This is a genomic window from Mesorhizobium sp. CA12 (genome assembly GCF_020165255.1).
Lineage (GTDB): Bacteria > Pseudomonadota > Alphaproteobacteria > Rhizobiales > Rhizobiaceae > Mesorhizobium.
The window spans coordinates 63,084-76,072 of record NZ_JAIUHT010000013.1; the positions used below are offsets into that span (position 1 = coordinate 63,084).

The 12,989-nt window shown below is 62.1% G+C and carries 14 protein-coding genes; 2 read left to right on the forward strand and 12 right to left on the reverse strand.

Features of this window, described 5'->3' with window-relative positions:
- Positions 1-17: 17 nt before the first annotated feature.
- From LB520_RS20905 to LB520_RS20945, 10 genes are all read right to left on the reverse strand, one after another.
- Positions 18-1,412: a pyruvate dehydrogenase complex E1 component subunit beta gene (locus LB520_RS20905; RefSeq protein WP_095765468.1), complete on the reverse strand. Its 1,395-nt coding sequence runs from the start codon at positions 1,410-1,412 to the stop codon at positions 18-20.
- Between the two features lie 14 nt (positions 1,413-1,426).
- A complete protein-coding gene (gene pdhA / locus LB520_RS20910) occupies positions 1,427-2,464 on the reverse strand; it encodes a pyruvate dehydrogenase (acetyl-transferring) E1 component subunit alpha (RefSeq protein ID WP_224638932.1) in 1,038 nt (345 codons plus the stop codon).
- Between the two features lie 174 nt (positions 2,465-2,638).
- Complete coding sequence (locus tag LB520_RS20915; RefSeq protein WP_140646243.1) at positions 2,639-2,962, reverse strand: FtsB family cell division protein; 324 nt, start codon at positions 2,960-2,962, stop codon at positions 2,639-2,641.
- A 151-nt stretch (positions 2,963-3,113) separates the two neighbouring features.
- Complete coding sequence (gene eno / locus LB520_RS20920) at positions 3,114-4,388, reverse strand: phosphopyruvate hydratase (protein WP_140542896.1); 1,275 nt, start codon at positions 4,386-4,388, stop codon at positions 3,114-3,116.
- Between the two features lie 388 nt (positions 4,389-4,776).
- Positions 4,777-5,142, reverse strand: coding sequence for a PRC-barrel domain-containing protein (locus tag LB520_RS20925; RefSeq protein ID WP_095765629.1), 366 nt, complete (start codon positions 5,140-5,142; stop codon positions 4,777-4,779).
- 136 nt (positions 5,143-5,278) lie between these two features.
- Complete coding sequence (gene kdsA, locus LB520_RS20930; RefSeq protein WP_224530140.1) at positions 5,279-6,124, reverse strand: 3-deoxy-8-phosphooctulonate synthase; 846 nt, start codon at positions 6,122-6,124, stop codon at positions 5,279-5,281.
- Complete coding sequence (locus LB520_RS20935; protein ID WP_224530137.1) at positions 6,121-6,993, reverse strand: VOC family protein; 873 nt, start codon at positions 6,991-6,993, stop codon at positions 6,121-6,123. The genes kdsA and LB520_RS20935 overlap by 4 nt, the downstream gene beginning before the upstream one ends.
- A 70-nt stretch (positions 6,994-7,063) precedes the next feature.
- Entirely contained in the window at positions 7,064-7,354 is a 291-nt protein-coding gene (locus LB520_RS20940; protein ID WP_224530134.1) for a Dabb family protein, read from the reverse strand.
- Between the two features lie 102 nt (positions 7,355-7,456).
- The gene (locus tag LB520_RS29175; RefSeq protein WP_263481783.1) at positions 7,457-7,585 is read right to left on the reverse strand and encodes a hypothetical protein; all 129 of its coding nucleotides are present in this window, start codon (positions 7,583-7,585) and stop codon (positions 7,457-7,459) included.
- Between the two features lie 210 nt (positions 7,586-7,795).
- Entirely contained in the window at positions 7,796-9,061 is a 1,266-nt protein-coding gene (locus LB520_RS20945) for an NAD(P)/FAD-dependent oxidoreductase (RefSeq protein ID WP_224638935.1), read from the reverse strand.
- A gap of 172 nt (positions 9,062-9,233) precedes the next feature.
- Here LB520_RS20945 and LB520_RS20950 point away from each other — a divergent pair, with 172 nt between their 5' ends.
- Positions 9,234-9,893, forward strand: a complete 660-nt coding sequence (locus LB520_RS20950) for a 5-formyltetrahydrofolate cyclo-ligase (RefSeq protein ID WP_224638936.1) — start codon at positions 9,234-9,236, stop codon at positions 9,891-9,893.
- Between the two features lie 33 nt (positions 9,894-9,926).
- Here the strand turns inward: LB520_RS20950 and LB520_RS20955 are convergent, their stop codons facing one another.
- Together LB520_RS20955 and LB520_RS20960 are read right to left on the reverse strand one after the other, a co-directional pair.
- A complete protein-coding gene (locus tag LB520_RS20955) occupies positions 9,927-10,601 on the reverse strand; it encodes a hypothetical protein (RefSeq protein ID WP_224638938.1) in 675 nt (224 codons plus the stop codon).
- A 175-nt stretch (positions 10,602-10,776) separates the two neighbouring features.
- The gene (locus LB520_RS20960; protein ID WP_040982960.1) at positions 10,777-11,250 is read right to left on the reverse strand and encodes an Lrp/AsnC family transcriptional regulator; all 474 of its coding nucleotides are present in this window, start codon (positions 11,248-11,250) and stop codon (positions 10,777-10,779) included.
- Positions 11,251-11,456: 206 nt separating this feature from the next.
- Between LB520_RS20960 and ald the strand changes: the two genes are divergently transcribed.
- Positions 11,457-12,572, forward strand: a complete 1,116-nt coding sequence (gene ald / locus LB520_RS20965; RefSeq protein WP_095765477.1) for an alanine dehydrogenase — start codon at positions 11,457-11,459, stop codon at positions 12,570-12,572.
- Positions 12,573-12,989: the final 417 nt, after the last annotated feature.

Sequence of the window (12,989 nt, forward strand, 5' to 3'; positions counted from 1 at the left end):
ATGTCCTCCCGACCGGCTCAGCGATAAGTGACGGCTTTGACGGCCTCGACGACTTCGCCGACGTTGGGCAGCGCCAGCTTCTCGAGGTTCGCCGCGTAAGGCATGGGAACGTCCTTGCCGGCAATGGTGATCACCGGCGCATCGAGGAAATCGAAGGCGCGCTGCGAGACCTGGTTGGCGATGTGATCGCCGACCGAGTTCTGCGGAAAACCTTCTTCCACCACCACGAGACGGTTGGTCTTCTTCACCGAGGCGATGATCGTGTCGAAGTCGAGCGGGCGGATGGTTCTCAAATCGATGATCTCGGCGTCGATGCCCATGCCGCGCAACTCGGCTTCCGCCTTGAGCGCATAGGTCATGCCGATGCCGAAGGAGACGAGGGTGACGTCCTTGCCCTGCTTGTGGATACGCGCCTTGCCGATCGGCAGCACGAAGTCGTCGAGCTTCGGCACGTCGAAGGAATGGCCGTAGAGGATCTCGTTCTCCAGGAAGATGACCGGGTTCGGGTCGCGGATCGCGGCCTTGAGCAGGCCCTTGGCGTCGGCGGCCGTATAGGGCATCACCACCTTCAGGCCGGGGATATGGCTGTACCAGGCGGCATAGCATTGCGAGTGCTGCGCGGCGACGCGGGCAGCCGCACCGTTGGGACCGCGGAACACGATCGGCGCGCCCATCTGGCCGCCGGACATATAGAGCGTTTTGGCGGCCGAGTTGATGATCTGGTCGATCGCCTGCATGGCGAAGTTGAAGGTCATGAACTCGACGATCGGCTTCAGCCCCGCCATCGCGGCGCCGACGCCGACGCCGGCAAAGCCATGCTCGGTGATCGGCGTGTCGACGACGCGCCTCGGCCCGAATTCCTGCAGCAGGCCCTGCGTGATTTTGTAGGCGCCTTGGTACTCGGCGACTTCCTCGCCCATGACGAAGACATCGCCGTCGCGGCGCATCTCCTCGGCCATGGCGTCACGCAGCGCTTCGCGCACCGTGGTGGAAACCATCTCGGTGCCGGCAGGAATATCCGGATCGGCGGCGATCTCCGCCTTCGGCGCGGCGGCGACAGCGGCGGACGCCTCGCTTTTGGCCGAAGCTTGCGCCGGGGCCGGCGCGGCTTTTTCAGCCTTGGCGGGCTCTTCTTCGCCGATGCCCTCGCCGGCCTTGTCGACGTCCTCGCCGTCGACGGCAAGCACGGCGATGACCGCGTTGACCTTGACGCCTTCGCTGCCGGCGGGAACCACGATCTTGGCCAGCGTGCCTTCGTCGACAGCTTCGACCTCCATCGTCGCCTTGTCGGTCTCGATCTCGGCGATGACGTCACCGGCGACGACCTTGTCGCCTTCGTTCTTCAGCCATTTGGAAAGATTGCCCTCTTCCATCGTCGGCGAGAGCGCGGGCATGAGAATTTCGATCGGCATGTCCTTGCCCTCTCCTAGAGTACGATGTCGGTCCAGAGCTCGGACGGATCCGGCTCGGCGTCGTTCTGGGCGAATTCGGCGGCGTCGGCGACGATGTCGCGGACTTCCTTGTCGATGGCCTTGAGCTCGTCCTCGCTTGCCCACTTCTTGTCGAGCAGCCGCACCCGGACCTGCTCGATCGGGTCATGCTCGGAGCGCATCTTCTGCACCTCCTCCTTGGAGCGGTATTTCGCCGGGTCGGACATCGAATGGCCTCTATAGCGGTAGGTCTGCATCTCGAGGATGAGCGGACCGTTGCCGGCACGGCACCATTCGGTCGCGAGATCGGCCGCCGACTTCACGGCGCGGACGTCCATGCCGTCGACCTGGATGCCGGGAATCTTGAAGGAAGCGCCGCGATGCGAGAAGTCGGTCTCGGCCGACGAGCGCGACACGGACGTGCCCATGGCGTAGCGGTTGTTCTCGATAATGTAGATCACCGGCAGCTTCCACAGCGAGGCCATGTTGAAGCTTTCATAGACCTGGCCCTGGTTGGCGGCGCCATCGCCGAAATAGGTCAGCGAGACATTCTTGTTGTCGCGGTAGCGGTTGGCGAAGGCGAGACCGGTGCCGAGCGACACCTGCGCGCCGACAATGCCGTGGCCGCCATAGAAATGCTTCTCCTTGGAGAACATGTGCATCGAGCCGCCCTTGCCCTTCGAAAGACCGCCACGGCGGCCGGTGAGCTCGGCCATGACGCCGCGCGGCGACAGCTCCATCGCCAGCATGTGGCCATGGTCGCGATAGGCGGTGATCATCTGGTCGCCTTCGACCAGCGCCATCCTCATGCCGGTGACGACGGCCTCCTGGCCGATATAGAGGTGGCAGAAGCCGCCGATGAAGCCCATTCCGTAGAGCTGGCCCGCCTTCTCCTCGAAGCGGCGGATCAAAAGCATGTGCCGGTAGGCGGAAAGCTCTTCTTCTTTGGTGAAATCCGCCGGTTTGGGCGCTGACAGATTGGGCTGCTTGTCGGATCTGGATTTTGCGGGCGCTTTTTTGGCGGCGGTGGCCATGCGTCACTCCCTGTTGGCGTCTCTTCGCGGACATTCAGGGAGATCGATCGTCTCCCCACCGATAGCGGAAAGCTAACATGCAAGGATGCATTGCGCCATGCTGAAAAACGCATGGCTGGCATGCATCTAAGCGATTAGAATCATTGAAAATAAAGGCGATTAACCGAAATTTGGTTATTTCGTCGAGGCAGGCAACATAATGGTGATTTCGTCCGGATGGGACAGATTGAGCGCCTTTCGGGCCTGCTCGTCAAGCATATCCTTCTCCAGCGTACCCTCATGCATCAGCTGGACACGGCGCTCGAAGTCGATCCGGCGCGCCTTCACGGCGTCAAGCTGGGCCTGCAATTCAACCGCACGGGCCTGCAGCCGATATTTGGAATAGATGCCGAATTCGCCGTGATAGGCATGGAAGCCGAAATAGGCCAGGAAGAGCACGCAAAGCGAGGGGATGATCAACCTGCCGGTGTTTCTCTGCTTGTGCTGACGTGTCCACATGACCCGAACCCTCGCGGCCGCGAACGCAAGCGGCCATGAATCGTATTTCGCCCGATTGTGCTTAATGGACGGTTACGGACGACCCTTATCGAGGATCGCCGGAACGAAAAAGGGCGGGAATGATCCGCCCAGACTGTCCGAACAGGCTGGATCAGCCCTTGACCACCGACTTGCCTGCGTAGCGTGCTTGCTTGCCGAGCTCTTCCTCGATGCGGATGAGCTGGTTGTATTTGGCCATGCGGTCCGAACGCGACAGGGAGCCGGTCTTGATCTGCCCGCAATTGGTGGCGACGGCGAGGTCGGCGATGGTCGAATCCTCGGTCTCGCCCGAGCGATGCGACATGACGGCGGTGTAGCCGGCCTTGTGCGCGGTCTCGACGGCGTCAAGCGTCTCGGTCAGCGAGCCGATCTGGTTGACCTTGACCAGGATCGAATTGGCGACGCCCATGCGGATACCGTCGCGCAGCCGCGCCGTGTTGGTGACGAAGAGGTCGTCGCCGACGAGCTGGGTCTTCTTGCCGATCAGGTCGGTCAGGATCTTCCAGCCTTCCCAATCGTCCTCGGCAAGGCCGTCCTCGATGGTGATGATCGGATAGTCGGCAGCGAGTTTGGCAAGGTACTTGGCCTGCGCCTTCGGATCGCGGGTCTTCTTCTCGCCCTCATAGACGTAATTGCCGTCCTTGAAGAACTCGGTCGCCGCGCAATCGAGGCCGAGCGCGACATCCTCGCCCGGCTTGAAGCCTGCCTTCTCGATCGATTCCATGATGAAATCGAGCGCCGAAGGCGCGCTCTTCAGGTTGGGGGCGAAGCCGCCCTCGTCGCCGACATTGGTGTTGTGGCCGGCGTCCTTCAGCTTCTTCCTGAGCGTGTGGAAAATCTCCGAGCCCCAGCGCACGCCGTCGCGCAGGGTCGGCGCGCCGATAGGCAGGATCATGAACTCCTGGAAGTCGATCGGGTTGTCGGCATGCGCGCCGCCGTTGATGATGTTCATCATCGGCACCGGCAAGATGTGCGCCTTGGTGCCGCCGACATAGCGGTAGAGCGGCAGGCCGGCGGCCTCGGCCGCGGCCTTGGCGACCGCCAGCGATACGCCCAGGATGGCGTTGGCGCCGAGGCGGCTCTTGTTCGGCGTGCCGTCGAGCTCGATCATCGTCTGGTCGATATGGATCTGGTTCTCGGCTTCCATGCCGCCGATCGCCTCGAACAGCTCGCCGTTCACCGCTTCGACGGCGCGCTGCACGCCCTTGCCGAGATAGCGCGGCCCGCCGTCCCGGACTTCGACCGCCTCGTGCGCGCCGGTCGATGCGCCCGACGGCACAGCAGCGCGGCCCATGGAGCCGTCCTCCAGCACCACGTCGACCTCGACGGTCGGATTGCCACGGCTGTCCAGGATTTCACGCCCGACAATGTCGATGATGGCGGTCATTTGCGATGTCCCCGATTGATCGATTGAAGCGTCGCGCCCCTCTTAGCCAAAGCAGAGCAAAAGGCAATCGGCGGGCCCGCATTTATTGCCGCGGGCGTGATTCACGAACCGCAATTTTCTGTCATCATAAGTCATGCGCGCTGTGTGACCATCTCATCTATGGTCGCGTTCGCGCGGGGCGAAACAGGAGGAGTTTCGCCATGTCCCAGTTGAGCGGTATCGTGAGTTTGTTCCTGATCGCGGCAGCGTTCCTGACATCATGCGACGATCAGAAACCCCAGCAGAGCTCGGTGGAGCTATCGACTCTCAACGCGGCGGAGTAGCTAAACGTCAAAGGCCCCCGGCTTTGTGTCGGGGGCCTTTCGATTCCCAGCTTGCCGATCTGCGATCAATGCCAATAGGGCTTCACATGGTAATACTGGAATGAAGCATCGCGGGCGGCTTCGCCGTCGGCGCCGGTCAGCTCGTCGATCGAATAGGCGGGCGCGGCCTGAAGCTGTTCCTTGGTGAACGGCACGACGTAGCCGCCTCTGTCCTCGTCATAGTCGAGCGTCGCCCACGGAACGGCGTGGTATTTCTCGCCCATACCGAGAAAGCCGCCGAAGCCGATCACGGCGAACATAATGCCATTCGACATCTTGTCGAGCATCACGTCCTCGATGCTGCCGATGCTCTTGCCTTCGGTGTTATAGACCGACGTGCCGATGACGCGCGAGGCGGCAATGGCTTCGGTATGCCCGGACGGAGTAGTCATGATGGTGCTCCTCTCGTTGAATGCCTGCACCGACAATGAGAGGAGCGCGCTAAGGTTCCCGATGATTTGCTCGGCTGTCGGTGAGGCAGCCCCCGCTCACCACAAGCCGGCGCCGGATCGAGGTCCGCCGCTGCAATCAGTGGCCCTTGGCAATCCGATCAAAGGCCATGAGCTTTTCCAGCAACGCCGGCATGTCCTTGAGAGGCACCATGTTGGGGCCATCCGAAGACATCGAATTGTCCGGGTCCTGATGGGTTTCGATGAAGACGCCGGCGACACCGACGGCAACGGCCGCGCGCGCGAGCGTCGCGACAAAGCGCCGTTCGCCGCCGGAGGAGCCGCCCTGCCCGCCCGGCTGCTGCACGGAATGGGTGGCATCGAAGATCACCGGGGCGCCGATCTCGGCCATGACCGGCAGAGCGCGCATGTCCGAGACCAGCGTGTTGTAGCCGAACGAGACGCCGCGCTCGGTGGTGAGCACATTCGGGTTGCCGGAGCCGGTGATCTTGGCGACGACGTTCTTCATGTCCCACGGCGCGAGGAACTGCCCCTTCTTCACGTTGATGACCTTGCCGGTCCTGGCGGCGGCGACCAGCATGTCAGTCTGGCGCGACAGGAAGGCGGGGATCTGCAGGACATCGACATGGGGTGCTACGATCGCGCATTGCTCCTCGTTGTGGACGTCAGTCAGCACAGGAAGGCCAAACTCCTTGCGCAGATCGTCGAAGATCGGCATCGCCGCATCGAGTCCCGCGCCGCGGGTCGCCGACAGCGAGGTGCGGTTGGCCTTGTCGTAACTGGTCTTGTAGACGAGGCCGATTCCCAGCCGTTCCGTCAGTTCCTTCAGCGCGCCGGCCATGTCGAAAGCGTGCTGGCGCGATTCAAGCTGGCACGGGCCGGCGATCAGCGACAGCGGCGCATTGTTGGCGAAGACGACCTTGCCGACGGTTACCGATGAATTGGGCGCCAGGGGCTTGCTCATGGGATCTCCCGGAAGATGAAGGCGGCGCCCTGCCCGCGCGCCGGTGGAACGACGATGTCAGTGCCGCTCATGTTGTGATCGATGGCCCCGGCCGCAAGCGCGTGCGCCGCTGTAGCTTTGTCGCGGATCGAGAAAACAACCGCCTCAAACCGTAAATGCGATGAGGCTTCGGCCGCCAGGCCGAAGCGCTGCGCGTAGCTCTCGGGCGTGACCACGCTCAAGATTGTATTCGGCAACCGCACCATGTCGCCGTCTGCCTCCGACCCGGCGGCGATCGAGATCAATGCGATCTGTGCGGAAGGCACATCGCTCACGGCGATCACCTCGACGATGCCGGTCACGCCATTGGCATGGGCCTGCAACGCCGTGCGATCGATCTTCGGCGGGTTCACGCGCTCGCAGGCGAAGAGGAAGGCGTCCGTCGCTCCCTTGCCGACCGCGAAGGCCAGCTTGAAGGATGCCGTGTCGCTCTTTCCGTTCGCATCTGTGAACGCGCGCGAGAAACGCAGCGTATCGCCGGCCGACAGACCGGCTTCGACAAAACGCATATGGTCGGCATCGGCATTGCCGGTTCCAAGCACGACGGCGGAAAAACCTTCATCGCCCAGTCGTTCGCGATAAAGGCGGTCGCGCGCTACGAAGACATTGCCGGCCGCAATCGCCTGTTCCGTCGCCTGCGCATCTCCTACCGCCAACGGCTCGAGATAGGTGCCGTCGGCGAAAAAGACGCAGGCATTCTCAGTGCCGAACGGGTGGATGCCTGTGGGCGCGACGACAAAGCCGAGCGAGGTCAGACGCGACCGGACGGCATCGAGGCTCGGTGTCGGCAGCACGAGATGGTCAAGCGGATGGGCGGAGTTTCTGGTCATGCCGGCGCGGTGTGCCTCATTCCGGCCGGCTGTTCAAGAGCGGCGGCCCGACGGACCGTGCTCTGCCGCTTCAGGCAGCGGCCACGACATCGGCCGAATAGCGCAGTTCGCGCAGCGGCTTCACCTTGCTGGTTGTATCCGCATAGATCGGATGCGCCTTGTAAGCGGCAAGCGCCGCCTCGTCCTCGAACTCGGCATAGACGACGACATCGATCGCATTGGAGAACTGATCGACCTTGGTGTTGAGCGTCACCTCGAAATGCTTCGAGTGCGGAATCTTGCCGAGCGCCAGCAGGCCTGAGCGCACAGTCTCGACATCTTCCTTGCGCCGCGCGCTGAAGAAAACGATGTGCCGGATCAAGCCAGCCTCCCTGGTCTTCGCTTCAGCGGCGTTTTTGTGGGAGCAATGCCCAGGCGTCAACCGGCAACGATGTCGCGCCCGCGATGCGAAATCGGCGAGACCTTACCCGGTAACATAGCGCACGATGCGCGACACTTCCCGCACGGTCACATCGAGGTAGTGGCCGCGATTGTAGAGTCCGTCCCAGAACAGGAAGAAGGTGATGGAGGCGATGACGATCACATAACGCATGGCTAAAACTATCCCATGCGGACGGCCTGAACCAGAGGGGGGAGCGACGGCAGTCGTTCCAGTTAACCGCTTTTTGCCTGGCGCTTTCGGCCAACGGCGCCTGCGCAAGAGGGCCTGGCCGCAGAGTGCGAAGCCACCCTCTTGAGGCGACGGAATGAAACCGCGATCGGCCATCAAGCATCTCCGCTGCCGCAGGCGGCGGCCTGGGAATCAGCTTTTGTCGTCGTCGCCCTGCGTGATCAGGCGCGCGCTGCGCTGGCCTGTAAAGTATATCCATAGCCAGCTAAGCGAGACCGCCAGGCGATTGCGGAAATCGATCAGGAAATAGATGTGCGCTATGCCCCAGAGCCACCAGGCGAGCCAGCCGGTGAGCTTGATCCAGCCGAAATCGATTGCCGCGGCGCGCTTGCCGATCGTCGCCAGGTCGCCGGCATGCCGGTACTGGAAGCGACGCGTCGCCGTGTCGCCGGCAAGTCGCGCCTTGATCGTCGCGGCGACATGCTTGCCCTCCTGCTTGGCGGAAGGCGCCACGCCCGGCACCGGTTTTCCATCCGGCCGCAGCACATGCGCGGTGTCGCCGATGACGAAAATGTCGGGATTGCCCGGCACGGTGAGGTCCGGTTCGACGATCACCCTGCCCGCCCGGTCGGCCGGCGCCCCCAGCCATTCGGCCGCCGGCGAAGCGGCAACACCGGCCGCCCAGATGATCGTCCTTGCCGGCAAGCGCGTGTCGCCGAAGACGACACCTTCGGCATCGAGGTGCGTGACCGGACGCCCGAGCTCGATGGTGACGCCCAACCGTTCCAGCGCCTTGCGGGCATAGTCGGAAAGCTGCGGCGCGAAATTGGCCAGGATCCGGTCGCCGGCTTCGATCAGCACGACGCGCGCCTGGCTTGGATCGATGTTGCGGAACTCGCCGCGCAACGTGTCATGCGCGAGCTCGACAATGGTACCGGCGAGCTCGACACCGGTCGGCCCGCCGCCGACGATGGCCAGAGTCAGCAGTGCCTGGCGCTTGGCCGGATCGGTTTCGCGCTCGGCCTGCTCGAAAGCGAGCAGGATACGGCGCCGGATCGTCGTGGCATCCTCAAGCGTCTTCAGACCCGGCGCGAACGGCTCCCATTCGTCATGGCCGAAATAGGCGTGGCGCGCGCCGGTGGCGAGCACCAGCGTGTCATAGGGGATCGAGCCGCCGTCCTCGATCAGCACGCGCTTGCCGGCGCGGTCGACGCCGGTGACATTGCCGAGAAGCGTCGTCACGTCCTTGCGCCTGCGCAGAAGATGGCGGATCGGCCAGGCGACTTCCGAGGTCGCCAGCGACGTCGTCGCCACCTGGTAAAGCAGCGGTTGGAAGAGATGGTGGTTGCGCTTGTCGATCATGGTGATGCGCACCGGAGCTCCCGCCAGCGCGCGCGTGAGTTCGAGGCCGCCGAAGCCGGCGCCAACGACAACGACTTTATGCTCGGTTTCGCTCATTTCATTCCACCTCGCCAAGTGCAATCCTACCGGTGATGTAAGTATTTTTGTGCACTGCAACAATATTGCGCATGGCAACGGTCATGCCCGGGAGTCGTCGTGGGGCGTCGTGAATGCACATGCGGTCGCACAGGCGCGAGTATAGCGTGAAACAAAACGACAGGAGCCAAGCATGGCCGACAAACACGACGACGAAGGCCCGGCCCAATACGCCTCACCGCCCTGCTTCATGCACGAACTCGACCCGGAATACCGGGAGCCGCTCTCCGACTGGACGGATGTTCGGCGATGGCGCAAGGCAGAGCGTGAGCGGCTCATCACCGGGCGCCTCGCCGTTTCAGCCGATGCGCGCGCCGCGATGTCGGCACGCATCGCGGAAGGCCTCGACGCACTGATCGGCGACATAGCCGGCCGGATGGTCAGCCTCTACTGGCCGTTTCGCGGCGAGCCGGATCTGCGTGGCTGGATGGCCTCGATCAACGATCGCGGTGGGCGCACCGCGCTGCCCGTCGTCATCGAGAAGGGGCAGCCGCTGGTGTTTCGCGCCTACAAACAGGGCGACCGGCTGGAAAAGGGCGTGTGGAACATTCCGATCCCGGCCGAGGGCGACCCGGTGCTGCCCGACATCGTGATCTCGCCGATCGTCGGCATCGATCCAGGTAACTATCGGCTGGGTTATGGCGGCGGGTTTTACGATCGCACGCTTGCCGCAATGCCGTTCAGGCCGCTAGTCATCGGCGTCGGCTACGAATTGCAGCGCATCCCGACCATCTACCCGCAGCCGCACGACATTCCGATGAGCAAGGTGGTGACGGAGGACTTCGTGGGTTAGTTGACCAACCAGATACCCGCGCTCACGTCGCAGTTAAAATAAATCCCCCTTGTTATCGTCACCGGGCAGTCGTGGAAAGTCCGCCTTTCCATTGTCTTTATACTCCGCCAGTAAACGAACACGTCGGAATATACTGAAAAGTATTTTCAAAGATATAAGTGGATCACCCGTTCGAGCGTGCAAAGCATCCGCAGATGGCAGCCCAACCAACCGAGCCATCTCGTCGGCGCTTTCGGCTACTATCTTCAGTTCCTCTGCAGTTACGGACACCCTCTTTAACTCAACCTCCATTCGAAGAAGCTGTCGATTTTGCATGTCAGTGTAAATCCTATGATATACACTGTTGCAATACTTGATCCCGCCAGCGACGGCCATGATGATCACACCAACATGATAGGCCAGTGGTTGATTTACAATCAGCTCGATCCAACCAGGCGAACTGTAGCGAATAGATGCCACTGTCGGTCGACGATGTGGGGGCGTCGCGTATTTGAGTTGGTTGTAAAAATTGACCGCGCTATAGCCCCCGCGCCAGGGATAAGCACGAAAAGCCCTGAAAATCCGTTGCTCTTCTCCCGGAATTTCGGAAGGTAATACCGCTTCCATTGCAAAGTATACCTGCTCATATGCTCTGGGAAACTTATAAAGATCTTCTAGAGACCACCGCCCATCGATCGATATCGAATAACTCCCACTCTCATCTGCCATTCGTCATCCCCTCCCCTTTACAGTGCAACCTTTGCAGGCCAATCAAATCACTAGACCAACACCTTGCACACCCCCACGTACCAGCGGATCCAAAATAATATTAAATGTGGGTCGCTAGAACGAGTTATTGCTGTATCAATTCATTTGAACCGAAACAGCTTTAAGATAAGGTAGCTTAAGCCATCTCAGGCCGCAGCCCGACCGCCGTGCGATCGACGATCTCGCGCAGCGCGAAGGACGAGTTGATCTTGGTGACGTGCGGCATGGCTGACAGCCATTCCTTGTGGATGCGCTCATAGTCGACGAGATCCTTCGCCGCGATGCGCAGGATGTAGTCGTATTCGCCCGACATCAGATGGCAGGAGAGCACGTTCGGGCAGCGCTTGATCGCCGCCTCGAAATCCGACAGCGTCTTTTCGAATTGCCCCGACAGCGATATGTGCACGATCGCCGTCATCTGGTGGCCGAGCGCGGAATTGGACAGCCGCGCGTGATACCCGCGGATGGTTCCGGACTTCTCCAGATTGTCGAGCCGGCGCGAACAGGCCGATTGGGAAAGGCCGACCTTCTCCGCGAGCGCCGCATTGGGGATCCGGCCATCCTTCTGCAAAGTCTCCAGAATGGCGATATCAATCCTGTCGAGCCGCATTTTTCGTAGTTCCTGCGAATTTCAAGTCATTTTGCGCAACGATTATCGAAGAGCGACCGTTGCCGCAAGTGCATTCGCAAACACATACGGAACGATTCGTGGTTGACTGCGGTTACTGCGTGTCCACCCTCCGCATTTTCGACCCGGTGACATGCACGAGCGACAGTGAGAGCGCCCCCTGAAGGGCGCGGACAGGGAGAAGAAAAATGCGTGTCGGCTGCCCCAAGGAAATCAAGAACCATGAATATCGCGTCGGCCTGACGCCGGGCTCGGTCCGCGAATATGTCGCGCATGGCCATGAAGTGCTGGTCGAGACCGGTGCTGGCGCCGGCATCGGCGCCGACGACAACGCCTATCGCGCCGCCGGCGCCACTATCGCCAAGACGGCCGCCGACGTGTTCGCCAAGTCCGACATGATCGTCAAGGTCAAGGAACCGCAGCCAAACGAATGGGTCCAGCTGCGCGACGGCCAAATCCTCTACACCTATCTCCATCTGGCTCCGGATCCGGAGCAGACCAAGGGTCTTCTTGGCTCGGGCGTCACCGCGATCGCCTATGAGACCGTGACCGACGACCGCGGCGGCCTGCCGCTGCTCGCGCCGATGTCGGAAGTCGCCGGCCGCCTGTCGATCCAGGCCGGCGCGACTGCGCTGCAGAAGGCCAATGGCGGCCGCGGCGTGCTGCTCGGCGGTGTGCCCGGCGTGCTGCCCGGCAAGGTCACCGTGCTCGGCGGCGGCGTCGTCGGCCTGCATGCGGCCAAGATGGCTGTCGGCCTCGGCGCCGACGTCACCATTATCGACCGCTCGATCCCGCGTCTTCGCCAGCTCGACGACATCTTCGGCGGCCGCGTCCATACGCGCTACTCGACCGTCGAAGCGCTGGAGGAAGAATGCTTCTCGGCCGACATCGTCATCGGCGCCGTGCTGATCCCGGGCGCCGCGGCGCCCAAGCTCGTCACCCGCGAAATGCTTTCCGGTATGAAGAAGGGCTCGGTGCTGGTCGACGTCGCGATCGACCAGGGCGGTTGCTTCGAGACCTCGCATGCCACGACGCACGCCGATCCGACCTATGAGGTCGACGGCGTGATCCACTATTGCGTCGCAAACATGCCTGGCGCCGTGCCGGTCACTTCGGCGCACGCGCTCAACAACGCGACGCTGCACTATGGCCTGCAGCTCGCCGACAAGGGCCTCAAGGCGCTGGTCGACGACCACCATTTGCGCAACGGCCTCAATGTCCATAAGGGCAAGATCACCAACCGCGCCGTCGCTGAGGCGCTCGGCTACGAAATGGTCGAACCGAAGGCGGTCCTTGCCGCCTGATAATTCGCAACGATTTCCTTCAGTCGCCCGCCGGGTCATTCCGGCGGGCTTTTTCTTGCGCGGAAACTGCGCTTCCGTCGAAAAATCCGGTCAACAAAAAAGCGGAGCAAAAAGCCCCGCTTCCTCGACTGTCGCGATCTGCCGCCGGTCCATCCGCGGTCGACACATCGCAACCGCTGCGTTTTAGCGCAGTAGTACGACGAGAATACGACGGCCTTGCAAATGCGCTTCTTTTCGTTCTTCCGCCATTATGCGGTCTTGTGTGAAATGCTTCACATTCGCTCGACGAGAAAGCTGCCTAGAGACGGACCGTTACTGGCGGTCTGAGCTGCTTGCCGGGTCGGGCAAGTCCGGCCCGGACGGCACTGGCCCGACAGCTTCTGTCAGACCCTCCAACGGCCCGCCCGACCATCGGCG